The organism is Corynebacterium sp. LK31, assembly GCF_014335015.1.
Classification (GTDB): Bacteria; Actinomycetota; Actinomycetes; order Mycobacteriales; family Mycobacteriaceae; genus Corynebacterium; species Corynebacterium jeikeium_D.
Window position 1 is genome coordinate 1 of record NZ_PDGW01000023.1, and the last position, 23,282, is coordinate 23,282.

17 protein-coding genes and 1 other RNA gene are annotated in these 23,282 nt (G+C 60.1%); 14 read left to right on the forward strand and 4 right to left on the reverse strand.

Annotation, left to right across the window (positions count from 1 at the left end; genetic code table 11):
- The first annotated feature begins 189 nt into the window (after nucleotides 1-189).
- From ffs to recR, 7 genes are all read left to right on the forward strand, one after another.
- Nucleotides 190-284, forward strand: an RNA gene (ffs, locus tag CRD18_RS08345) — signal recognition particle sRNA small type.
- A 318-nt stretch (nucleotides 285-602) separates the two neighbouring features.
- On the forward strand, nucleotides 603-2,072 hold the full coding sequence (locus CRD18_RS08350; protein WP_070566552.1) for a SulP family inorganic anion transporter: 1,470 nt from the start codon (nucleotides 603-605) through the stop codon (nucleotides 2,070-2,072).
- 125 nt (nucleotides 2,073-2,197) lie between these two features.
- Complete coding sequence (locus CRD18_RS08355) at nucleotides 2,198-3,469, forward strand: aminotransferase class I/II-fold pyridoxal phosphate-dependent enzyme (RefSeq protein WP_187406659.1); 1,272 nt, start codon at nucleotides 2,198-2,200, stop codon at nucleotides 3,467-3,469.
- Between the two features lie 34 nt (nucleotides 3,470-3,503).
- Nucleotides 3,504-4,229: a suppressor of fused domain protein gene (locus CRD18_RS08360; RefSeq protein ID WP_187406646.1), complete on the forward strand. Its 726-nt coding sequence runs from the start codon at nucleotides 3,504-3,506 to the stop codon at nucleotides 4,227-4,229.
- 30 nt (nucleotides 4,230-4,259) lie between these two features.
- The gene (locus CRD18_RS08365) at nucleotides 4,260-7,277 is read left to right on the forward strand and encodes a DNA polymerase III subunit gamma and tau (RefSeq protein WP_187406647.1); all 3,018 of its coding nucleotides are present in this window, start codon (nucleotides 4,260-4,262) and stop codon (nucleotides 7,275-7,277) included.
- A 114-nt stretch (nucleotides 7,278-7,391) separates the two neighbouring features.
- A complete protein-coding gene (locus CRD18_RS08370; RefSeq protein ID WP_005511884.1) occupies nucleotides 7,392-7,715 on the forward strand; it encodes a YbaB/EbfC family nucleoid-associated protein in 324 nt (107 codons plus the stop codon).
- Nucleotides 7,716-7,752: 37 nt separating this feature from the next.
- Nucleotides 7,753-8,379 (forward strand): recombination mediator RecR, encoded by a 627-nt coding sequence (gene recR, locus CRD18_RS08375; protein WP_005511888.1) that lies wholly within the window; start codon nucleotides 7,753-7,755, stop codon nucleotides 8,377-8,379.
- A 39-nt stretch (nucleotides 8,380-8,418) separates the two neighbouring features.
- Here recR and CRD18_RS08380 read toward each other — a convergent pair whose 3' ends face one another.
- Entirely contained in the window at nucleotides 8,419-9,231 is an 813-nt protein-coding gene (locus tag CRD18_RS08380) for a type 1 glutamine amidotransferase (RefSeq protein ID WP_187406648.1), read from the reverse strand.
- Nucleotides 9,232-10,641 (reverse strand): MurT ligase domain-containing protein, encoded by a 1,410-nt coding sequence (locus tag CRD18_RS08385; protein WP_242458695.1) that lies wholly within the window; start codon nucleotides 10,639-10,641, stop codon nucleotides 9,232-9,234. It abuts the gene before it with no gap.
- Between the two features lie 289 nt (nucleotides 10,642-10,930).
- On the opposite strand from CRD18_RS08385, the gene CRD18_RS08390 reads away from it, so the two are divergent.
- The 4 genes from CRD18_RS08390 to CRD18_RS08405 all read left to right on the forward strand — a co-directional run bounded on the left by CRD18_RS08390 (nucleotide 10,931) and on the right by CRD18_RS08405 (nucleotide 13,224).
- Complete coding sequence (locus CRD18_RS08390; protein WP_049190157.1) at nucleotides 10,931-11,269, forward strand: helix-turn-helix domain-containing protein; 339 nt, start codon at nucleotides 10,931-10,933, stop codon at nucleotides 11,267-11,269.
- A 12-nt stretch (nucleotides 11,270-11,281) separates the two neighbouring features.
- Nucleotides 11,282-12,181: an ImmA/IrrE family metallo-endopeptidase gene (locus CRD18_RS08395; RefSeq protein ID WP_070652800.1), complete on the forward strand. Its 900-nt coding sequence runs from the start codon at nucleotides 11,282-11,284 to the stop codon at nucleotides 12,179-12,181.
- A gap of 96 nt (nucleotides 12,182-12,277) precedes the next feature.
- Nucleotides 12,278-12,781: a hypothetical protein gene (locus tag CRD18_RS08400; protein WP_141746274.1), complete on the forward strand. Its 504-nt coding sequence runs from the start codon at nucleotides 12,278-12,280 to the stop codon at nucleotides 12,779-12,781.
- A complete protein-coding gene (locus tag CRD18_RS08405) occupies nucleotides 12,778-13,224 on the forward strand; it encodes a DCC1-like thiol-disulfide oxidoreductase family protein (RefSeq protein WP_049190150.1) in 447 nt (148 codons plus the stop codon). The genes CRD18_RS08400 and CRD18_RS08405 overlap by 4 nt, the downstream gene beginning before the upstream one ends.
- 59 nt (nucleotides 13,225-13,283) lie before the next feature.
- On the opposite strand, the gene CRD18_RS08410 is transcribed toward CRD18_RS08405, so the two are convergent.
- Nucleotides 13,284-14,651 (reverse strand): exonuclease domain-containing protein, encoded by a 1,368-nt coding sequence (locus CRD18_RS08410; protein WP_197977004.1) that lies wholly within the window; start codon nucleotides 14,649-14,651, stop codon nucleotides 13,284-13,286.
- A gap of 411 nt (nucleotides 14,652-15,062) precedes the next feature.
- On the opposite strand from CRD18_RS08410, the gene CRD18_RS08415 reads away from it, so the two are divergent.
- A complete protein-coding gene (locus tag CRD18_RS08415) occupies nucleotides 15,063-16,103 on the forward strand; it encodes a hypothetical protein (RefSeq protein ID WP_049193462.1) in 1,041 nt (346 codons plus the stop codon).
- A gap of 134 nt (nucleotides 16,104-16,237) precedes the next feature.
- Here CRD18_RS08415 and leuA read toward each other — a convergent pair whose 3' ends face one another.
- Complete coding sequence (leuA, locus tag CRD18_RS08420) at nucleotides 16,238-18,055, reverse strand: 2-isopropylmalate synthase (protein ID WP_187406649.1); 1,818 nt, start codon at nucleotides 18,053-18,055, stop codon at nucleotides 16,238-16,240.
- Between the two features lie 275 nt (nucleotides 18,056-18,330).
- Here leuA and CRD18_RS08425 point away from each other — a divergent pair, with 275 nt between their 5' ends.
- Nucleotides 18,331-20,964, forward strand: a complete 2,634-nt coding sequence (locus CRD18_RS08425) for a YhgE/Pip domain-containing protein (RefSeq protein WP_049189661.1) — start codon at nucleotides 18,331-18,333, stop codon at nucleotides 20,962-20,964.
- Nucleotides 20,964-23,279 (forward strand): YhgE/Pip domain-containing protein, encoded by a 2,316-nt coding sequence (locus CRD18_RS08430; protein ID WP_187406650.1) that lies wholly within the window; start codon nucleotides 20,964-20,966, stop codon nucleotides 23,277-23,279. Before CRD18_RS08425 ends, CRD18_RS08430 begins: the two co-directional genes overlap by 1 nt.
- Nucleotides 23,280-23,282: the final 3 nt, after the last annotated feature.

Below are 23,282 nucleotides of genomic sequence, written 5' to 3' on the forward strand. Positions count from 1 at the left end.
GGATTTGCAGTGTATGCCGGGGGCTGCGGGGAGGCGGGGAACTGTCATGAATGCTGTCATGAATGCTGTCACGAAACTGGTGACGAATCCGTGGTGGCAGTGCGCTGATTAGTGTGGCAGTTTTTCGCTGAACGGTGCGGCGAGCGCTAGCAGTGTGACTTTTTGCGTGGGCCTGTAGTAGGCTGTCTTCACGGATCCCATGTGGCGTCCATCTCGTGAACTCCCCCAGGGCAGGAATGCAGCAAGGGTCAGCGAGCTCTGACGGGTGCGTGGGGTCCCCTTTTTTTTATCCCCGGCGTTCTTCTGGCACTTATGGCTAGGTTTCGGGCACTTGTCGGCGGTTTCCTGTGACCTATCGATGTTTTTTCGGCACTTATCCCCGCGATATTGGCCAGGCCATTTCACCTATCGATGAGCTATTCACTTATGGCCACGCTGCAGCGCATCGATAGGTGAATACCTTGGCCACAAGTGGTCGCGTTCGCTGGTCTGGAAGAATACTGTGCATGAGCGATGCAGACGACACGCGAGTGCCACCACAGACAACACGAGAACCGCTAGAAACACCAGAACCACCCGAAACCCGAGAAACCCCAGCCCCAATGGGCGTGTGGGACTCCTTCCGGTTCGCAGTTTCTTCACCGAAGCGCCTGCGCACCGAGCTGCTGGCCGGTGCTGCGGTGTCGTTCGCGCTGATTCCCGAGGTCATTTCGTTTTCCATCTTGGCGGGCGTGGACCCGGCGGTGGGGCTGTTTAGCTCGGTGATTATGGCCATCGTGATTGCCTTTACGGGTGGTCGCCCGGCCATGATTACTGCTGCCGCTGGTTCGGTTGCGCTCGTCGTCGCGCCGTTGTCGCGGACGTACGGGATGGATTACCTCATTCCAACGGTGCTGCTCGCGGGTGTGTTGCAGATTGCTTTTGCGGCGCTGGGTATCGCTAAGCTGCAGCGTTTCATTCCGCGCGCGGTCATGATTGGCTTTGTTAACGCGCTGGGTATCCTCATTTTCACTGCGCAGCTCGAGCATCTCATCGATGTGCCCTGGTTGGTGTATCCGCTGGTCGCTCTGGGTATTGCGATTATGGTGTTCCTGCCCCGCGTGTTCACCGCGATTCCGGCTCCGCTGGTAACGGTGATCGTCGTCACGCTTGTTGCGGTGTTGGCGAATTGGCGCGTGCCGAACGTGAGCGATATGGGCGAGCTTCCGGAATCCCTCCCGCAGCTGCTGATCCCGAATGTGCCCCTGACCTGGGAGACTCTGCAGCTGATTGCGCCGTATTCGGTGGGCGTGGCGATTGTCGGCATCATGGAATCGCTGATGACGGCGAAGCTCGTGGACGACATCACCGACACGCATTCGGACAAGACCCGCGAGACGTGGGGGCTGGGTGTGGCGAACATCGCGGGCGGTTTCTTCGGCGGTATCGCTGGCTGCGCGATGATTGGTCAGACGATGGTGGGTGTGAAGGAATCGTCGGGACGCACTCGCTTGACGACGCTCTTTTCCGGTGTCTTCCTGCTCATTCTGGTCCTTCTGCTCAGTTCTGCAGTTGGAGTGATTCCGATGGCGGCGCTGGTTGCGGTGATGGTCGTGGTGTCGGTGGACACGGTCGATTGGCGCTCGATCTCCCCTCGGACGTTGCGCCTGATGCCGCGTTCGGAGACGGCGGTGATGCTGGTGACGGTCATCGCTACGCTGGCGACGGATAACCTCGCCATCGGCGTGATTTCGGGTGTGGTCGTGGCGTCGCTGATGTTCGCGCGCCGTGTCGCTCATCTGGTCAGGATTGAAGTGCTTGACGACGATCCCAGCGCCCACTCCCGGACGTACAAGGTGCGGGGTCAGTTGTTCTTCGCCTCCAGTAACGACCTGGTGTACCAATTCGACTACACCGATCCTGCGCAGCGGATTGTCATCGATATGTCTGAGGCTGAGATTTGGGATGCTTCCACGGTGGCGGCGTTAGATTCCGTGCGGGTCAAGTTTGCTGACCGGGGCAAAGAGGTAGAAATTATCGGCTTGGAGGGGCCGAGTAAGCAGCGTCTGGATGCGCTGTCGGGGAAGTTGTAGAAATCCCAATCCGGGGTATGCCTTACACTTGGTTGCAAAGCCGGATGCGGCGCGGGGAAAAAGCTTTCCGTGCCAGTTTTGTCAGGTTTTAACTTATGTCCGATACCTGGGAGGGTGCGTACACCATGGCCGTGGATTCCTTCGATGTTCAGCAGTTGGCGGCACACAAGGATGAGTTTGCGAAGGCATATGAGGAACTGAAGTCCCGTAACCTCGCACTGAATTTGACTCGTGGTAAGCCGTCGTCGGAACAGCTTGATTTCGCAAACGCCCTGCTGGGTCTCCCGGCGCCGGATTACATTTCGGCTTCTGGGGAGGATGTCCGCAATTACGGCAACGCCAAGGGCATTACTGATATCCGCGCTATCTGGGCGGAACTGATGGATCTGCCGGTGGAAAACGTCCTGGCGCAGGATGCTTCTAGCCTGAACATCCAGTTTGACCTGATTTCGTGGGCCATGCAGTTCGGCAACGTCGACTCGGAGCGCCCGTGGAACGAGGAGCCGGTGCTGAAGTGGCTGTGCCCGGTTCCGGGGTATGACCGGCACTTTTCCATTACGCAGCACTTTGGTATTGAGATGATCCAGGTGCCGCTGAACGAAGACGGTCCGGATATGGATGTCGTGGAGAAGCTGGTTGCCTCCGATCCGCAGATTAAGGGCATGTGGAATGTCCCGATGTTCTCGAACCCGACGGGCGTGACCTACAGCGCTGAGGTCTGCCGTCGTCTGGTTGAAATGGAAACCGCTGCTCCGGATTTCCGTCTGATGTGGGATAACGCCTACATGGTTCACACGCTGACGGATGAGTTCCCGGAGATTCACAACGTCATTAAGTGGGCGGAAGAGGCGGGCAATCCGAACCGCGTGTGGGCATTCGGCTCGACCTCGAAGATCACCTTCGCTGGTGCCGGCGTTGCTTTCTACGCTTCTTCGGATGCCAACTTGGAGGATTACCTCAAGCACGCTGGTATCCGCGGCATTGGCCCGAACAAGGTCAACCAGCTGGCTCACGCCAAGTTCTTCGGTGACGCGGAGGGCGTGCGCGAGCAGATGCGCCGTCACGCCGGTTCGCTGGCTCCGAAGTTTGAGAAGGTTCTGCAGATTCTGGATGAGCGCCTGACGGAGTACGGCGTGGCAGAGTGGTCGAAGCCGACCGGCGGTTACTTCATCAACCTCGACGTGGTTGATGGCACCGCTCGTCGCGTGGTGGAGCTGGCTAAGGAGGCCGGTATTGCGCTAACCGGTTCTGGTTCTTCCTTCCCGCTGAAGCAGGATCCGAATGACCGCAACATCCGTCTGGCACCGTCGCTGCCTCCGATGGAGGAGCTCGAGGTCGCTATGAACGGCGTCGCTACCTGTGTGCTGCTCGCCGCCGCCGAGAAGGCGACTGCCTAGGCCAAGCAAGCCAGGTAGGTCGGGATAGGACTGTATGAACTTCGAAGAGACGAAGTTTTGGATCTCCGGGCTTTTCCCCGGAGCCCCCCAGGTCGGCGAGTATGTGACGGAGCTGCCGGCCAGTGGTCGGCACGGGCAGGAACACGATTCGGCACCGCTTCGGGTCGCTGAGTTCTCGCTTTACGACGAGCCGGACGGCCAAGCGAACGAGCGTCGTCCGGAAACGGCAGCCGCCACCGTGGAGTTGGGCCGCAACTACTGTGGCCTGACCGGCGCAGCAAAGACGGATATCCGCGTGGAGCTCTTCTCCGTCGCATACGCTGATTTTCCCGTGGCCACCATGGTCGCGGCCGCGGGAGCGCTGGTGGAGGAAGAGCCGGAGTTCCTGTCGCCAATTCCGGGCCGTGTCATTCCGAATGCGGTGCGGCTGGCGGCCGATCAGGTGGCCGAGGTAGGGGAGTCGTCGTCAAGCACTGCCTTTACCGTGGCGCACGTGCTGTGCACGGTGCCGTACGTGTGGAGCGACGGGGTGCCGAATGTGTCCGAGATGCCGGGCAAGATCAGCCTGCATGAGGGTGATGTGGAGTCCCCGCAGGGACGCATGACCACGATGACGCAACTGGTGCCAATCACGGATGCGGAGCTGGTGTTTTATGAGCAGCAGGGGCCGCAGGCGCTGATGCAGAAGTTGGCCGAAGTAGATGCTGACCTGCGGGATTGGTGCCGTGAGTCGGTTGTTTCCCAGGAGGGTTCGAACTAGCCGATCCGGGGTGGAAGGTAGGCTGAGCACGTGGCTCTGTATAGGAAGTATCGTCCGGCATCGTTCGCCGAAGTGGTGGGGCAGCGGCACGTAACTGACCCGCTGTCGGCGGCGTTGGAATCTCGTGATGCGCAGGGGCGTCCCAACCGCATTAACCATGCGTATTTGTTCTCCGGGCCGCGTGGCTGTGGCAAGACTTCGTCGGCGCGCATTATGGCGCGCAGTTTGAACTGTGCGGAGGGGCCGACGGCGACGCCGTGTGGCCAGTGTGCGTCGTGTCGTGCGTTGGCGCCGGGTGGTCCGGGCAATTTGGACGTTATTGAGCTGGACGCGGCTTCCCACAACGGTGTGGAAGATATGCGTGAGCTGCGGGAAAAGGCTATCTTCCAGCCGGCGGAGTCGCGCTACCGCATCTTCATTATTGACGAGGCGCATATGATTACCGCCTCGGGTTTCAATGCGCTGTTGAAGATTGTGGAGGAGCCGCCGGAGCATCTCATCTTCATTTTTGCGACCACGGAGCCGGAGCGTGTGCTGCCGACGATTCGCTCGCGTACACACCACTATCCGTTCCGGCTTTTGACCCCGCCGGATATGCGCGGGCTGCTTGAGCGTGTGGTCACGGCCGAGGGTGTGCGGGTAGAGCCGGACGTGTATCCGCTGGTCATCCAGGCCGGTGGCGGTTCGCCGCGTGACTCGCTGTCGGTTATGGATCAGCTCATTGCTGGTTCCGGCACCGATGGTGTGGATTATGAGACTTCTGCGGCCATTCTCGGTGTCACTGACAGCGTAATCATCACGGATGCGATTGAGGCGCTGGCGGCAGGCGATCGCGCGGCCATGTTTAGCGTGGTCGGGCGTGTGATTATGTCGGGCCAGGATCCGGCTCGGTTTGCCTCGGACCTGCTTGGCCGGGTGCGTGATTTGCTGGTGCTGTCCGCAGTGCCGAACGCGCTGGAGCAGGGGCTTGTAGAGATTCCGGAGAGCCAAATCGACGGTGTCCTGGAGCAGGCCGGGACAATTCCCCCGGCTACCCTGACGCGCTTCACGCAGGTGCTCTCTGACGGCCTGCGTCACTTCCGCGGCGTGACTTCGCCGCGTCTGCTTCTCGAGGTCCTGTGCGCGCGCATGCTCCTGCCCGCCACCGAAGATTCGGTGGAGTCGCTGCTGCAGCGCGTAGAGGCGTTGGAACACGGCAGGCCCGCGCTTGCCGACGGCTCGGGGGCCGCAACCCCCGCAGCGGCACCGGCGTCTTCCGCCGCGGGGTCGGGGTCGGGTGCGGCTGAGGCCGATGCTTCGCCGATGCAGTCTGGCCAGTCGGCTCGTGAAGCGTGGCGCCAGCGGAATGCCCAGCGAAAGAAAGGGGCGCAGGCCCAGGGCAGTCGTGCTGGGCAGGCAGCGTCAGCGCAGGCACCGTCGCAGCCTCAGGCTCAGCCGGAACCTGTTCAGCAGCAGTCTGCACCAGCGGCACCGGTGTCGCAGGAGTCGGTAACTGAGCCGCAGCCTGCACCAGAAGCATCTACTGCGACCGCTGAACAGCCTACGCAGCCTGAACAGCCTACGCAGGCTACGCCGGCCGAATCAGTTGAACAGTCTCAGCAGGCCGAACAACCGCAGCAGCCTGAACCGGCTGAGCAGCCGATGTCCGAGGAAGAAGCACAGGCGGAGAAGATTCGTGAGTTCCGTCGGAAGATGGCGGAGCATGCCCGCATCAGCGAGCAGCAGACTCGGGCGCAGCTTGCGCAGGAGCGTGAGCAGCAAACCCGCGAGCGTGAGGGGGAAGGCGGCTCGATGTCGATTGTCGAGGAGGAGCCAGTTGTCTCTGCCTCGCCAACCCACTCTGAGCAGCCAACTCAGGCCCCACAGCCAGCTCAATCAGCCGAGTCGACACGGCCAACTCAGGCCGCCCAGCCCGAGCAACCAGTCCAGCCTGAGCAGCCAACGCAGACTACTCAGGCACCAGAATCGCAGCCGGAACCGCAGGTTCAGCAAGCACCAGAGCAAGCACCGCAACCGGAACCAACACCACAGCCGGAGCCCGAACCTGCACCCGCCGGTATCGAGCAAATCCGCGAGCATTGGCAGGACATCCTTGCGGCTGTCGACGGACAGCATGCGTTCCCCATTCGCGTGTTGGCCGAGCAGGCGGTACCGCTCGATGTCGAAAAAGATACGCTCGTCATTGGACACAGCACAGGAGCGCTCGCTACCAGGCTCAATACGCCTGATTACGCTCAGGCACTATCCACTGCCGTGAAGCAGGTGACGGGCTTCAATGGCCAGGTGCACTGTGTCGTCGGTACGCGCCCGCGCGCACCGCGTTCAACAGCCACTGGTGGTGGTGGTTCCGGGGAGGATGATTCGTCGTCAAGAGGTTCGTCCTCGCCGAACGACACCGCCCCTGCACCGACACCCGCAGCACCAGCGCAACCAGAGACATCTGAGCAGCAGGTACAGCAGGAACAGCAGACTCAGTCAGAGCCAGCACCGCGCCCGCAGCGGTCATCGACATACGCATCCGTTGTTGAGCGCCGTGCCAAAATCGAAGCCGCCAAGCGTGCTGCGATGGGACAGCAGGCAGGCCACGACCAGCCGGCTCAGCCACATCAGTCACGTCAGCCAAGCCAGCCAGCTCAACCGAACCCGAACCCGGCCCAGCAACAGCCGCAGCAGCCAAACCAGCCGCAGTCATTCCTGCGCGCGGCACAAGCAAACGCTCAAGCAAATGCTCAGGCCCAAGCCAATCAGGATTCGGGCTTCGGCGGCGTCCCGCTGCCACCAGAGCCGATGGAGGAGTTCGCTCCACCAGAGGGCGCAGAGGGCACAGAGAGCTACAGTTCGCGCAACCCGTCCAACTACAACTCCAACGCCAACACCAACTACAACCCGGTTCCCCAAACCCCGCAGGACAACAACTACGAAGAGGACACCTCCGAGTATTTCGAGGCCGCGAACGAGGTCGGGTCTCTCGATCACCGCTCGCTAAAGGACGTGGTCATGGAGATGCTGGAAAAGGAGCTGGGAGCCAAACCGCTGGAAGACCGCTAGAGCCGTTAGAATGGGGCGGCGATGCGCGTCGTAAAGCATGGGCGATGAGCCTTAGAAGCGTGCGCGTAACTACAAATCAGCACGTAAAGATCACAATAGTTAGGAACATTAATTATGACTCAGCCAGATATGAACGCAATTCTGCAGCAGGCACAGCAGATGCAGGCGCAGCTGCAGGCAGCACAGCAGGAGATCGTCGCTTCCACCATCGTCGGTGAGGCCGGCGGCGGTCTGGTCAAGGTGACTATGCAGGGCTCGGGCGAGGTCACGGACATCGCCATTGATCCGAAGGTCGTTGACCCGGAGGACGTCGACGGGCTGCAGGACCTGGTTCTCGCTGCTTTCCAGGACGCTACCGCTAAGGTGCAGTCGCTGGCGGAGCAGAAGATGGGCCCGCTGTCCCAGGGCTTCGACGGTCTCGGTGGCCTCGGTTTCTAAATTAGCTTTTCAGACCAGTATTTGTAGGTAATTATCATTGTTCGAGGGACCACTCCAAGATCTCATTGATGAGTTCTCGCGCCTGCCGGGCATCGGCCCGAAGTCAGCTCAGCGTATCGCTTTCTACCTGATGAAGGCGGAGCCGGAGGACATCGGCCGGCTCCAATCCGCGCTTGGTCGGGTGCGCGAGGGTGTGCAATTCTGCCGGGTCTGCGGCAATATTTCGGAAACCGATGTGTGCCAGTACTGCTCGGACACACGCCGCGACCGCGGTTTGGTGTGCGTCGTTGAAGAGGCGCGCGATATCCAGGCCATCGAGCGCACGGGGGAGTACAACGGTCGCTACCACGTGCTCGGCGGGGCGCTCGATCCGCTTGGCGGCATCGGTCCGAACGAGCTCAATATCCGCACGCTGTTGCAACGTATCGCAGGCGTGCTTGACGACGTCGACGAGACCCAACCCCCAGAAATCCACGAGGTCATCATCGCGACTGACCCCAACACCGAGGGCGAAGCCACCGCGACCTATTTGGCCCGGCTGCTGCGGGACTTCCCGGATCTCGAGGTAACTCGGTTGGCCTCCGGCATGCCGCTCGGTGGTGACTTGGAGTTCGTCGATGAACTCACCCTGTCCCGCGCGCTGACGGGCCGGCTGAAGGTCTAGCCGCCGTCCAGCCAACCGGCCGCGCGCGAAACTACAAAACTAGCGCTCGCTCTTCGGACGCGGCTTGGACGGGATGCGCTCTTCGCGCAGCTTATCCACGACCTCGAGGTCCAGCGGAGCCAGGCTCGACAGGTCCTGGTTGGTAGCGCGGGCCAGCAAAAGATCAGCCAGCTGCGGATTGCGAGCCAACACAGGTCCGTGCAGGTAGGTACAGATAATCGAACCCTGCACCGCGCCTTCGGCGCCACCGGTCGGTGTGAGTGCAGAAACATCCACTCCCGGAGCAATCCCGGAGTCCGCCTGCTCCACTTCCGGGCCGGTATTGCCCACGCCACGGACAACCCGACCAAGCGGCTTCGCATCGGCACCCAGGGTCGTGCGACCCATGTGGTTTTCGAAGCCAGTCAGTGGGCTGGCGTCGACGTCGTCAAGCAAACCGTTCGTGGGATCGACGAGCGTGCAGATTTCGCCGATCGCGCGCGACTCCAGCGAATCGGTGGTGCAATCGACAAGGCCGAGACCTGCGACGTCGCGTCCGCCCGCGCGGAAAGAATTGCCGAAGATCTGGAAGCCTGCGCAAATTGCGAGGATCTGCTTGCCGGCATCGGCTGCCTTTTTGATGCCGCCGTCGTTAATCAGATGCTCCACCGCGATGGTTTGTGCGACGTCCTCGCCGCCGCCGACGGTGTAGATATCCAGGTCGGTGGGGACGGCATCGCCCAGCTTGATCGGGACAATCTCGGCGTCAATCCCACGCATCCGCGCGCGTTGCCGCAGCACCAGCGCATTTCCGTCATCGCCGTAGGTGCCCAGCACGTCCGGGAGGATCAGGCCGATAGACAGCTCGCTCATTTACTTTTCCTCCTGTGCTCGTTCGATGTCGCGCTTCAAATCGCGGAAGGCGGTGTAGTTCGCCAGCACCTCAACTCGGGTAACGCTTGACGACGACCCCCGCGCCTCACACGACCGGATCGCCTGCAGCGGATTTGCGACCAACCTCGCATCGATGCCCGCATACAGCAACCGCACCGCGAGGTCAGTTCCGCGTTCGCCCGCGGACAGCACATCCATGCCGTCGAAGTCCTCGAAGCGGACATCCCACAGCCAGGACAGATCCTCGCCGTCAGCGACGTGACCGTTGACTGCGATGACCACTGCATCTGCGGTGCGGTCGACCATGGACAGCGCCTCCTGCCAGCCGGCCGGGTTCTTGGCCAACAGCATGCGCACGTGCTTCTCGGCGCCTTTGTCATCTCTCACAACCATGGTGGAGTAGCGGCCCGCAACGTTGTCGACGGTCTCGGTGGCCCGGAGGGATTTCTCCAGGTCCGCGCCCATATCGACAGCGCCCGCAATCGCCAAGGTGGCGTTGCCGCGATTGGCGTTGCCCGGCAGCGTGAGGTTCATTGGCAGGGTGTCGCCAGCAGGCGTGATGACTCCCTCCGCAGTGATGCGGTAGTCCGGCTCTGGCCGCTTGAACTCCGAGCCGTCCGGGAGTGGCTTCACGGCGTACCAGTTGTGGCCGTCCTGGATGATGGGGCCGCCGGTGCGCGGGGAAGAGGTGGCATCGTTGGTCCAGCCACCGCCCGCGGAGACCCAAATAACCTTCTTGGCATCCCACGCAGCCGACGCGATGAGTGGGTCGTCGCAGTTGGCGATGACCGTCGCCTGCGGGTTAGCGTCCACCGCAGCGCGGAGTGTGGCCTCAATCTTGTTGATCTCGCCGACGCGGTCGAGCTGGTCGCGGGAAAGGTTCAGCAGCACCAGGACCTGCGGTTTCAGGTCCTCTGCGATGTGCGGGACGTGCAGCTCATCGACCTCCAGGACCAGGCTGTCCGCATCGGGAGTGGCGAGCAGCGCGGAGATAATACCCGCGTCCATGTTGTCGCCGCCCTCGTTGGTGGCCACGTTGTGGCCAGCGGCGCGCATGGCGGCCGCGAACATACGGGTGGTGGTGGACTTGCCGTTGGTGCCAGTGATGATCGCGGCCGGGCGTCCCTTGCCGAGGGAAGCCAGAATGCGCGGGTCAATCTTCTGCGCAATCAGGCCACCAATCATGCCACCCGCGCCGCGACCGGACTTCCGGGAGGCCCAGGTGGCGGCGTGAGCGGCGGATGTGGCGAGGCCGGCGCGCAGGCGGGCGCCGGTGTCGCGCAGGCCACGAGAACTATTCGAGTCGCGGGAGCCACTCGAAGCAGTACCGTGCGGGCTGGCATCCGCGCTATCAGCGGAATGCGATTGCGGAGAGGTGCCATTTGTCATGTGTGTAAATATTACGCGCACGAAAGGGCTAGGCCTAAGAAGCAGGCCTGTGAGGCCTGATGGGATTTGTGGGAGGTCTCCCTGCGGAGCCTTGAAATCTGAACTTTGAGGTGATTGCGATCATGTTGATCTTCGGGGATTAGGCGGTCATGCGGCGGAAGAGAGGAAGGAGATTACCGAGGTGAGAAAGCGTATTTGAGGAATCGAATTCAAGCACTGAATCAAAGAATTATTGTTTTGATTCATGTGTTGCCCTATACTGTCCACTAGCAGATAAGGGGGAAGAGGTATGGCTAATACAGAAAGCAACTTCTTCGGCGCGCGCTTGCATCAGTTGCGCACAAATCGTGGCATGACCACACGTGATTTGGCTGACGCCACCGATGGTGTGGTGTCGCAATCTGCAGTCAGTCGCCTGGAAAATGGCAAGGCGACTTACTCACTTGAGCAGGTTATGGCGCTTGCGTGGGCTCTTGGCGTGCCGTTGGATGAACTTGTGGAGGAAAACCCGGTCAGCCAGCGTGTGCAGGCCGTGGCCCGCACTTCACAGGATGGCGCGAGTGTTAAGGGAGCGCGGGAGATGCTTTTGCCTTACCTGCAGCTTCGAGTGCTGCTAACTCAAAATTAAGGAGGGTTCCCCATGTGCAGTGCGAGCAAGGAGGGGCTCGACCTTGCTATAGAGTTCCGCAAGAAGCACACCCTAGGAAATGATCCAATCGCCGACATCGCTGGCTTTATGCAGTTGGTTAATGCAGATTTTATGATTCTGGATTTACCAGCCAATGTTGATGCACTTGCTTTGCGTGACCCCGTGACGGGAGCGACAGTCATTGGAATTGCGAAGTCATCCGTTCCTTACCGTCAGCGGTTTACCGTTGCGCATGAAATTGGGCATTTTGTTTCCAATGATTTCGAGTCCTCGAAAATCGTTGCAGATGATGAGCACTCTGAGCCTGGAATATACGCCTGTGGCAAGCGTGATTATCAGGAAGTTCGTGCTGATGCCTTCGCTCGTAATGTGCTCTGCCCAACTGATGGGTTGAAAACAGACCAGAACCTCCGCGAGCTTATCGGTGGAGGTGACGTCCTTGCTGCGTTGTCCCATGTCGTTCGCAAGTATCAAATTTCGCCGCGAGTCGCACTTATTCAGATGAGGCGCGCAGACCTCATTAGCGAAGGGCAATCGGAAGAACTGAAAGGTGTATCAGCTCCCACGCTGGCTGCCCGGTATGGCTGGAAAGCTGACTATGACCGCGCGGTAAAGGTCTCCGAACTAGTGCAACCATCAGCGCGGTTGGTGAAAGACGTATATCGCGCTTACGAACAGGGGATAGTCGACCTTCCCAGCATTGCTTTTGCTGAAATGAGCAGTGTCGATGAGGTGAAGGAGCTGATAAGTGCATCGCAGTCACAGTTACCGCCATTGAGGCATGATGCGAATGTGCAGAATCAGGATGCGGCTGACACGGAAGCAGATCCCTTCGCGGAACTAGACGCTTTCTTCGGCGATGGTCCCGATAGTTTAGAAAGCGCCCAATAAACGATGGCTGGTTACCTCCTAATAGCTGATACAAGCGTACTTCTTAATTTCGTATGTTCGAAGAATCACCAGTATTTGCTCGACTTCGCAGGCAAGATGACCATCAGCATTCCAGGAGCAGTCAAAAATGAAGTCGAACGCAAATTGGATAAACGGCGCTTCAACTGCGGAAAGAGACACTGGGATTGGTTTCTGGGGCACCCGAATGTCGAAGTTCTCGACGATGACCACAAAAAACTTTATCCCTATGTTCGCCTCTATTCTGGTCCTGGCTATACCTTTCAAGGGGGCAAAGCTAAACACCTGGGAGAGTACATCGCTATCGCCCATTGTCTTTATGCGAAAGATCAGGGTAAGGGCGTAGCCACTGCGCTCATCATGGATGATGGTGATGCCTGTGAGCTAGCGCGGAAGCAAGAAGCTGGATACATTTTCAATACCGAGCACGTGCTACTGCAATGCGTGAAGTCGGGCTCTATTGGGTCGCGCGGGCAAGCCAAGGAAATTTGGGAAGACCTCCAGAAATTTGATGTCCTAGTCAATTTTGAGCACACCAAACTTAATGGCAAGAGTCTGTATAAAAAGGCCGCCGAAAAATGATGAACCCTGACATCACTTTCTACTACGACCGCGATTGTGGGTTCTGCGAGGCAAGCGTGACCCTTCTGGCCAAACTCAGTGGTGTCCGCATGATTGGTGCTAGTCCCGAAGACCAGTCCTTGCCAGAGGAAGTTCGTCAACACATCTCAGCTGAGGCGGTCGCCATGCTTCCAACCCCGGCGGTCGCCACAATCCCAGCCGAAGCAGCAGTCGGTGAACCTGGTGCTAAGAGCGGCCGAGAATTTCGGTACGGCCACGAGGCGATAGGTATCGCCTTGCGTGAGGGCGGCACCAAGGCACTATTCCGATGTGCGGGCACATTCCTGCTCTTCCCGCCACTGACAAAACTGTGGAGCTTTATCTATAAGGTTGTCGCTTCCAACCGTCACAGAATCAGCGCGGTCCTGGGGCTTAACGCCTGCAAACTAGACTCCACAAGATGACTATCCGGCAGGCCCGTTGCCCCAGTGCCACTGCAATTACCCAATGAGCAGCCACCGAGTCAGCCGTTAGCCTCGTCCTTCACAGCGGCCGGCGACATCTCTCCGACCAGTCGCAAGAATGCCTCATCGGAAACGATCGGAATGTCCTTCCGGTGGGCATGCATGGCCTTGCCCGTCAGTTGATCCGGTGTCACATCCGCAGGTCGGTTACACACCAGCACCGATGACTCTCGCGTGACCTTCTCCGAGTAGGCCAGCCCAGCCCGCACGCCCGCCGCAATCAGCTCATCTGGGTCCACCGACACCTCTGGTGCCACGACGAACTCCATGCCCTCCGCGAGCTTCCGCCCCGGTGTATAGCGGCCGGGGTTCTCCACGGGGCGCGGTGCCTCCATCGCGTCGACACGCACTGCCGAGCGCTGCAGACCCACAATGTCTTCGCGCAGCTGGTCGGGCGTGTACATGTTCAGGGTTGCGCCCGCATCGAGCCCGCCCTGTGCGCGGAACAGCGCAAGCGTGGTGGTGACGTCATCCAACGTCCGCACTCGCTCCGGCACCGAGATGCCAGCAATCGATGCCTCGGGCGAAGGCACATCGAGGCCATAGGCGCGCGCGACGGCGCGCAGGCGTGCGTCGTCAAGCCGTTTGCCCTGGCGACGCGCCGTTTCCAACGTATCGGCAATCCGTGCGGGCGCCGGAATCCGCGCGACGCGAGTGCGCGTACGACGACGCCCCCGCTTATTCCGCGCGGACCGCTCACGATTCGCTTGACGACGGGCCCTCTTGGCCTCGGCAACTATAAAACCCCAGACCAGCGGCGCATTATGAGCAACCAACGTGCGTCCATCGAGCGCGTGCGCGAGCTTGGCCTGGATCACCCCGAATTTCGGAGCCCCCGCGAAGTCCGCGGGCTCGAGGCCGTGGAGGTGTGTCGGGCCGGGATCTTCGGTGGGATTGATGACGACATGCCAGGTGTCCACGATGTTGCCGCTGCTGTCGGCGGTGGATACTCCCAGACTGACCAGCCGAGACGTCTTGGGGTGGATGCCCGTGGCCTGGATGGACACGATTGCGTAAGGAGCTTCCTCCGCCGACGAGAACTGCTTGTGCTCGTCAGCGGCCTTTGTTGCGGCGGTCTCGGCTGTGGCCGGTGTGGGTGTGGCTGTGGCCGGTGTGCCAGCGGTACTCGCGCCGGTTGCGATTGCGCCGGTAATAGCCGCGCTGGTCGTGGCCGCGTCGGTGGTGGTTGAGGCCGGCGTAGCTGCGTTGGTCGTGGCTGCGTCCGTTGTGGTGGAAGCCGGTGCAGTTGGTGGTGTTTTCGCGCCCGCTGCCGACGCGCGTTGAGAACGGCGACGATTCCGCCGCCGCCTCTTCGTCTGAGAAGAGGTCCCAGTCGCTTTGCGCTCCTCGCGCGCCGATTCAGTCATGCCTCAAGACTAGCGGGTGCGCTCACCCGCGGAGAAAGTGACTAGGTTTATGACACTTTGAGCACAAAATTTGCCACGAAAGTGTCATAAACCTAGTCAGTAATTTGGGCACTAGCTCGGCCTCAAGCTCAGTAGGACCGTGGGGCACGGTCATACGGGTCCCGTAAACCACGCAAACTACAAAAACCACGCAAGCCCCAAAAGTTTTCCCCCGACTGGGTGCTCAGCCGAAAAGGAATGGAACCGCGAGGGCAATTTCCGCGCCTTATTAAATAGGGGCCACAAAACAGTGCCACAAGCCAAGGCCACAAATAGCGCCACAAATAGAGCCACAAAACAGCGCCACAAAAATAGGGACGAAATAACTACCACGGGGCAACAACCACGGAACAACCACGGGGCGGGGGAGAAATGGTCAACAAGAAACGCAAGCAACTGGTGGCGGACCAGTTTGGAATCATTAGGCCGGATGACCAGCCGGGGAATGGATACCGCGAGGTCGCAAGGCAAGCGCGGGCCGGTTATCTGGAGCGGCTTTGCCGAGGTCACTATGTAGTCGCGCATGCCTGGGAGGGGCTCCACCGCGAGAAACGCCTGGCTATTACTGCTTTGGCGGTGGTCTCCGAGACGTCGTCAGGCGTCATTTCGGGAGCTGCAGCGCTGGCCTTGCACGGTTCGTGGGTGCTGGTGCGCGATGCGAAGATTGTGGTCGTGGGCGGGAGTCAGGAGTTCCACGGCATCGACTATTGCATGCGCCTGCGCTCGGAGATCCATCTGGATCACACGCAGGGGCTCGCGGACCGGCGGGTCGCGGTGCTCGCGCGTGCGGCCTTCGATGAGTGTCGCGTCCGGTTCAGGCAGAAGGGGCCGGAGTCCGTGTCGTGGCGGGCGGCGGTGTTGGCTGTCGAAGGTGCGCTGCGGCATGGCGCCACGCGCGATCAGCTTGAGGAGCTCCCGGTGCATTATCCCAGCGTGCGGGGTCAAGAGCTGTTTCACCGTGCGCTCGCGGTCTGTCACGGTCGCTGCGAAACGGCCGGTGAGGCGCTGACTAAAGCCGCTCTTCTCGAGCTCGGACTGAAGTTCCACGAGCAAGCCGAAATCTGGACTCGCGGCACCAGCCACGATCCGCCGCACTTTCTCGCCCGCGTGGATTTTTATATCCCTGACCTGCTGCTTGTCGTGGAGTTCGATGGCCACATCAAGTATTCGGCAAGCGAGGTCGCGCCGACGCCTGCGGCTCAGTCCGAGCTGCTCACGCGGGAGACCTACCGCGAGCGTTCGCTGCGCGCAACGGGGCTGGATGTCGCGCGGGTGGTGTGGAAAGAGGTGGAATTGCACGCAGTTCGCTTATCGACGCTCCGTTCAATCCTCATCGAGCGCGAACGCGTGGTAGCCGCAGGTGGGGTGACTTTCCGTGCGGATGTGCGCAATGCTGGCCCGTTGATTGGGTAGTTGGGTAATTGGGTAGTGGGGCCGAGGGACCGCTGGATAGTTTGCCCCAAAAAGAAAGTGACTAGGTTTATGACACTTTGAGCACAAATTTTGCCACGAAAGTGTCATAAACCTAGTCAGTAACTATGTGGAGTTTAAGCCAGTGCGCGGTTGACCGCGCTGGTGACTGCCTTCAGCGATGCGTAGGTGATGGAACCAGCGATGCCGGAGCCCCAGACCTTGGTGCCGTTGACATCTGCGAGGACGTAGGCCGCAGCCTCGGCATCGTCACCTGCGGTGCGAGCGTGCTGGACGTATTCCTGAACCTCGACGTTGATGCCGAGCTTCTCCAGGGCGTTGGCGTAAGCGGCCAGCGGGCCGTTGCCGACACCCTCAACGGTCTGCTCCTTGCCCTCGTAGACGATGTGAGCCTTGATCTTGGTGGCGTCCGACTCGTTCTGAGGGGCATCAACAGTCAGAGCAATCTGCTCGAGCGGATTCTCGCGGTCCAGGTACTCACCTGCGAAGATGTCCCAAATCGCCTTGGAGTTAACCTCGCCGCCCTCGGCATCGGTGACTGCCTGCACAACGGAGGAGAACTCGACCTGCATGGAGCGCGGCAGGTTCATGCCGTGGTCCGTCTTCATGATGTAGGCCACGCCGCCCTTGCCGGACTGGGAGTTCACGCGAATAACGGCCTCGTAAGAACGACCGACGTCCTTCGGGTCGATGGGCAGGTAAGGGACCTCCCAGGTCACCGCGCGCAGGTCCTCGTCGGAAAGCTCCTTGACGGCAGCGCCCGGGCGGACCTTGTCTGCCATTGCGTCGAGGCCCTTGTTCACGGCGTCCTGGTGGGAACCGGAGAAAGCGGTGAAGACCAGGTCGCCGCCGTACGGGTGGCGCTCCGGAACGCGCAGCTGGTTGCAGTACTCGACGGTGCGGCGGATCATATCGATGTCGGAAAAGTCGATTCGCGGGTCGACGCCCTGGGTCAGCATGTTCAGGCCCAGGGTGACCAGGCAGACGTTACCGGTGCGCTCGCCGTTGCCGAAGAGGCAGCCCTCGATGCGGTCAGCGCCGGCCATGTAGCCCAGCTCGGCGGTGGCGATGCCGGTGCCGCGGTCGTTGTGCGGGTGCAGCGACAGAATGATGGAGTCGCGGCGGTTGAGGTTGCGGTGCATCCACTCGATGGAGTCTGCGTAGACGTTCGGAGTGATCATCTCCACGGTCGACGGCAGGTTGATGATGATTGGGTTGTCCGGAGTCGGGTCGATGACATCAACCACGGCGTCGACGACTTCCTTGGCGTACTCAACCTCGGTGCCGGTGTAGGACTCCGGCGAGTACTCCCAACGCCAGTTGGTGTCTGGGTAGTCCTTCGCGATGGTCTTAATCAGTTCCGCGGCGTCGGTGGCAATCTTCTTGATTGCGTCCTTGTCCTTACGGAACACAACATCGCGCTGCAGAATCGAGGTGGAGTTGTAGAAGTGAACGATGACGTTCTTTGCGCCGGCACATGCCTCGAAGGTGCGGCGAATCAGGTGCTCGCGAGCCTGAACCAGGACCTGGATGGTGACATCGTCCGGGATCATGTTCTTCTCAATGATCTCGCGCACGAAGTTGTAGTCGGTCTGGGAAGCGGACGGGAATCCGACCTCAATTTCCTTGTATCCCATCTGGACCAGCAGCTCGAACATGCGGCGCTTGCGCTCCGGGCTCATCGGATCAATCAGCGCCTGGTTGCCATCGCGCAGGTCGACGGCACACCAAACCGGTGCCTTAGTAATGCGCTTGTCCGGCCAGGTGCGGTCCTTCAGCTGGAAGTCCTGAACTTCCTGGTCGTAAGGCAGGTAGCGGTTGGTTGCCATCTGGGAGTTGCGCTGCTTATTCCAAGCAGGCTGTCCTTCCGGAATCTCGCCAGCAGGAGTGGAGATTACAGAAGGAGCGGAAATAAAAGCGTCGGAAGGAGACATGTTGTGGGCCTTTCTAATTCGGACTTTTCTTGTAGGCCGGCACAACTTACCCCGCGACGGGGAGCCGGCCTTAAACCCAAGCCCCGCCGCGGCATAGAAGCAGTAGTCCGCGTTGCATGTGATGTACCTTACCCCGATGGTTATATGAATTTCATCATTCGGGGGTTTTAGTGGGGGAAATATGCTCAGCCATCCACGCCACCCACCCCACCCATCGATAGTTCTAAAACTAGTACCAATGTATTTAGCGGGGTAAAGATGATAGCGTCCTTAAGGTGCAAACTAGCTGGTCTATTCTTAAGCGAGACTTGCGCCGTCTCCGCAATAGCCCAAGAGTGTGGGTAATCATCATCGGCGTGATGATCACCCCTGCCTTGTACTCCTGGTTCAACATCCCGGGCTTCTGGGATCCGTACGAGCACACCGAGAACATCGGTGTGGCAATTGTGAATGAGGACAAGGGCGCGAGTTCCTCGGTTACCGGAAGCCTCAATATCGGTAACCAGGTGGTCAAACAACTAAAACAAAATCATGAACTGGGCTGGCAGTTCCCCGATGCCGAGAAGGCAGACCGAGACCTAAAGCGCGGCAAGGTCTATGCCGAAATCACCATTCCGCCGAATTTCTCGCAGGAAATGGTTGACCTGATTCAAGGGCAGGGGCATCCAGCAAAGCTGAAATACCGCGCTAACCAGAAGATCAACGCGATCTCGCCGCACATCACGGCGCAGGGCGCGTCCGGTATTGATGGTCAGATTTCCGCTTCCTTTAATAAGGAGATTGCGAAGGCGGTCACCGAGGAGGTTAAGGAAGCTGGCGGCCTGCTGCAGGGGCGGTTCGATGCGGCTCGTCTCAATTCCGCTGACGCTTTCCAGGATGTCGCTGATGCGGTTGCCAATAGCCGCGATGAAGTCGGTGCTATCCAGGAGCAGATTGGCGATCTGCAGCCGACGATTGCGCAGATCAAGAAGACTCTCGGCAGCGTGGACACGGCCCTCGATGACGCCCAGGATGCGTTGACGCAGGTGCAGGCGATTACTGGTGAGCTCAACAACGAGGTCCTGAATTTCTCCGCGGATCTCAACGACGCCTACTTGCAGGGCAGCACCGCTCTGGTGGAGGGCACCGGTAACGCCAACGCCGCGATTGGCGCGATGACTGGCAATCTGCAGGGCGCAATTTCCCGTTCGGATTCTGCGACGGCTGCGGCGGAGGACATCGTCAACCAGGCGGATCAGGTCATTGGTGGGCTGAATTCCCTGCTGGAGGCCAACCCGCTCAACGGCCCGGATAAGCAGGCAATCCAGCGCACCATCGATGCGCTCGACGAGAGCAACGCCACCAATAAAGAGCTGGTGGAGGGTCTGAAGAACGTCTCCGGCTCGGCGCAGGGAACTCTCGACTCCCTCAACGCCACCAGCGAGGCATTGGCGCAGGCCACTAAGGACGGCAAGGCCGCCTCGGATCAGATTCGTCAGGCGTCCCAGGACGCACTCCCGCAGTTGAGCAAGGCGCTTAATCAGCTCAACGCGCGCGTGGGTTCGTACGCGGCGGCGCTTGGCGCGCAAAAGGACACCGTCAAGGAAACGTCCGCGCTTCTCGACGCTACGAGTGGGCAGCTTTCTGCTGCGGATCAGGTCCTCGAGAGCTTCAAGGCCGACCTTGATGGTGTGCGCGATGGCTTGGAAACTGCGCGTCTCGATGTTCTTACCCTGGGCACCACCGAAGAGCGCGAAGCCATGAACATGGTCAATGACCTTGATCCTGAGGGTATCTCGCAGTTCCTGAGCGATCCGGCTGAGGTTAAGACCGAGGCCGTGTTCCCGGTGGATCACTACGGCTCGGGTATGGCGGCGCTGTTTACCAACCTGTCGTTGTGGATTGGTGCGTTCATTCTGATTGTGATTTTCCGCGTGGAAGTCGACGCGGAAGGTTTCAAGGAAATCACGGTGGGCCAGGCGTACATGGGGCGCACATTGCTGTTGGGCATCATCGCTACTTTCCAGGCGCTGATTGTCTCTATCGGTGACATCGTCATTGGTGTGCAGCATGTCAGCGCGGTTGCGTTCGTCCTCACCTGTGTCGTGGTGGAGTTGTGTTATCTCGCCATTATTTACAGTTTGGTGTCGGCGTTTGGCCACGTGGGACGTGGTATTGCCGTAGTGCTCGCGTTTATTCAGATTCCTGGCGCCGCCGGTCTCTATCCAATTGAGATGACCCCGGACTTCTTCCAGGCGCTGAATCCGTTCTTGCCGTTGACCTACGGCATTGATGCTCTTCGCGAGACCATTGGTGGTTTCTACTCGAATTACTACCTGAAGAACATGCTCACCTTGATGGCCATGGCAGTGGTCGCCTACGTGGTCGGTTACTGGCTGCGCCGCAGCCTGTCCTCGGTCAATGTCTTGGTTAACCACCAGCTTGAAGAGGGCGGACTGGTCAACAACGAAGAAGTCCACCTGGTCGGTAGCGGATACAAGCTCAGTGACCTCGTCTTTGCGCTGCGTAACCGCGAGGAGTACCAATCGCGAGTCGACGAGCGGATGGAGAATCTGCGTGGCAGCTACACGCTGTTCATGCGGATGGCCATTGGCATCGCCGTGGCCGCCCTGGTGGTGCTGGGTATTTTGGCCCGTAACTACCCGGATCAGAAGGCCCTGTTCTTCGGTCTGGCTTGCCTGTTTGTGCTGCTCTGCCTCGCCTACATCGCGGTGCGCGAGTACGTCAAGCAGTCTGTGATTCACGCCCAGGAGCTCAGCGAGATGTCGGAGGAGGAGCTGCGCGCCTACATGGAGCACCAAACTTCCCATCCGCATGCGTACTCGCTGGAAAATGCTGGTGATTCGTTTGAGCCACAGGCGAAGGTGTCGTCGGCAAGCGTGAAGACTTCCCCAGAAGGTGAAGCCTAATGAGAAACGTTCTTGAAATTGTGCGGAATGACTTTCGGGTGATCCGCCAGAACACGATGACCGGCATCATGGTTTTTGGTCTGGTGCTGATTCCGCTGCTGTTCACCTGCTTTAACGTGCTGGCCAGCTGGGAGCCGTTTGAGAACACCGAGAAGCTGAAGATTGCGGTCGCCAGTAATGACCGTGGTCATCGCACGGATATCGGTGCGATTGACGTCAACTTGGGCAATGAGGTGCTGTCGAAGCTGAGCCGTAATCACGACATCGACTGGCAGATTACGGATTCTGAGGACGCCATCGACGGCACTAAGTCCGGTGACTACTACGCGGCAATCGTGCTTCCGGAGAACTTCAGTACTGAACTGATGACCTTCTACGTCCGGGGCACCAAGGCGCCTAAGCTGACGCTCTATACGAATGAGAAGAAGAACGCGCTTTCGTCAATCATTACGAGTAAGGGCGCGAGTGGCGTTATTCAGGAGATTGACAAGAACTTCACGCAGGTCGTCGCCAGTGTTGGGCTGGGCGTGATCACCTCGCTGGATGAGTATCTAAACACCTCCGACTCCAAGCAGGCACTGACGCGCGTGCAAAACCGCGTTGATGACACCGCCGCGCGGCTGCGCTCCGGTGCGCAGACTGCTCGTTCGCTGTCCACGCTGGTGGAGACCACCGTGCCGCTGGTGGAGACCGCGGATTCCATTTTGGAAAACGCTGGTGCGCGGATGGACATTCTGCGCAATGGTTCGGGTGACGGCAACGTCGCAGGCGATCTGGAAGCCGCGGTCGGCAATGTTCGCGACTCGGTTAGCACGGCGCTCGACGCAACGCAGTCGAGCTACGAAGGCGTGCGCGACCGCGTCAACGAGCTTGTCGACGGCACCCAGGCCACCAGCGGCGCGACCGCAGATACCTTTGACGCGATGGCGGCCAAATTCGGCCAGCAGGCCGACGGTCTGACTGCGATGCGCGACCGCCTGGAAGACACCGTGGGGGCAGTGGTTCCGGGTGTCGCTAAGCCGGGCTATGACCGCGCGATTTCCGATCTGAACACCTCGATTGCTCGCACCCGTGGGCTGCAGGAGAGTTTCTCCGCCGTGGCGGCGGATTTGCGCGGTGGCCGGGATACGGGATCGTCGATAAGCCAGGCGAAGGACGCTTTCACGGCTGCGATTGCCGCTGTGGAAAATGCCAAAAACTCCTACGAGCAGAACCTGCGCCCGCAGATCGACGCACTGTCGGAGCCGGTGTCGCGTCTGAGCAACGACATCGAGGTCATTGGCGAGGACATTCGCGGCATCCGCGGTACGATTTCCGGCTCGCCGGTGGATACGCTTCGTAAGACCAGCGCCGCCACGATGGGTCTGAGCACCCGCTTTGATGATTTGGCCGCTCGCTTCGACGAGATTCACAACGCGCTGGAAGAGGCGAAGGACACCGGTGACCTCTCGCGAATTGCTGAGGCCGTCGGTGATGACCCAAGTGCCCTGGCAGCGCAGTTGGCCGCGCCGGTGCAGGTCGAGGAGGACCCCGTCTTCCCAGTCCAGAGCTTCGGTGCGGGTATGGCGCCGTTCTATGCGACCCTCGCGCTGTGGATCGGTGCGCTGCTGTCGTCGGTGCTGATCCGCACCACGGTCCGTAGCCGCGGCGGTCAGAAGGTCGGCGATGAGGTCGGTGCTGATGAGGTCGAAGCTGCGGTCGATGAGGCGCAGAGCGATGCAGCCGCTGAGGTCGGCGATGATGCTGACGCTGAGGCCGAGAAGTCCAGCGACCAGCAAATCAACGCTGCCCAGACCGATGACTACACCCGCGCCGAGAAGTACTTCGGCCGGTTCGCCACCTTCGCCACCGTTGGCCTAGTTCAGGCCACGCTGATGGTGTTGGGACTCCAGGTGTACGTGGGCATCGATCCCGCACACCGATTCCTGATGCTGCTGGCCGGCTGGATTATCTCGCTGGTGTTCATGATGATCGTCTTCTCGTTCGTCTTCACCTTCGACAATGCCGGCAAGGCCATCTGCGTGCTGTTGCTGGTGATGCAGGTCTCGGCTGCAGGTGGCGCGTATCCGCTGCCTCTGGTGCCGCAGTGGGTCCAGAACATTAGCCCGTGGCTGCCGGGTACCTACGCGATTGACATGTTCCGCAGCTCCATCGCCGGTATCTACGAGGCCGACTACTGGAAGCTGATGTTCATGTTGGCGCTGTTCATCATCCCGTCGCTGATCCTGGCACTGGGCCTCCAGCGCATCTTTGAAAAGGGAATCAACGACATCAAGGACGCAATCGGGGAGACGAAGGTGATGGCCACCTCGTAAGGG

Excerpts from the sequence above, each read along its gene's own strand:
- CRD18_RS08395 (WP_070652800.1), top strand. The coding sequence starts at position 11,282 with ATGTGCAGTGCGAGCAAGGAGGGGCTCGACCTTGCTATAGAGTTCCGC.
- CRD18_RS08390 (WP_049190157.1), top strand. The coding sequence starts at position 10,931 with ATGGCTAATACAGAAAGCAACTTCTTCGGCGCGCGCTTGCATCAGTTG.
- CRD18_RS08355 (WP_187406659.1), top strand. The coding sequence starts at position 2,198 with ATGGCCGTGGATTCCTTCGATGTTCAGCAGTTGGCGGCACACAAGGAT.
- CRD18_RS08400 (WP_141746274.1), top strand. The coding sequence starts at position 12,278 with ATGACCATCAGCATTCCAGGAGCAGTCAAAAATGAAGTCGAACGCAAA.
- CRD18_RS08430 (WP_187406650.1), top strand. The coding sequence starts at position 20,964 with ATGAGAAACGTTCTTGAAATTGTGCGGAATGACTTTCGGGTGATCCGC.
- CRD18_RS08360 (WP_187406646.1), top strand. The coding sequence starts at position 3,504 with ATGAACTTCGAAGAGACGAAGTTTTGGATCTCCGGGCTTTTCCCCGGA.
- CRD18_RS08380 (WP_187406648.1), bottom strand. The coding sequence starts at position 9,231 with ATGAGCGAGCTGTCTATCGGCCTGATCCTCCCGGACGTGCTGGGCACC.
- CRD18_RS08405 (WP_049190150.1), top strand. The coding sequence starts at position 12,778 with ATGATGAACCCTGACATCACTTTCTACTACGACCGCGATTGTGGGTTC.
- CRD18_RS08385 (WP_242458695.1), bottom strand. The coding sequence starts at position 10,641 with ATGACAAATGGCACCTCTCCGCAATCGCATTCCGCTGATAGCGCGGAT.
- CRD18_RS08350 (WP_070566552.1), top strand. The coding sequence starts at position 603 with ATGGGCGTGTGGGACTCCTTCCGGTTCGCAGTTTCTTCACCGAAGCGC.
- CRD18_RS08410 (WP_197977004.1), bottom strand. The coding sequence starts at position 14,651 with ATGACTGAATCGGCGCGCGAGGAGCGCAAAGCGACTGGGACCTCTTCT.
- CRD18_RS08415 (WP_049193462.1), top strand. The coding sequence starts at position 15,063 with ATGGTCAACAAGAAACGCAAGCAACTGGTGGCGGACCAGTTTGGAATC.
- CRD18_RS08370 (WP_005511884.1), top strand. The coding sequence starts at position 7,392 with ATGACTCAGCCAGATATGAACGCAATTCTGCAGCAGGCACAGCAGATG.
- leuA (WP_187406649.1), bottom strand. The coding sequence starts at position 18,055 with ATGTCTCCTTCCGACGCTTTTATTTCCGCTCCTTCTGTAATCTCCACT.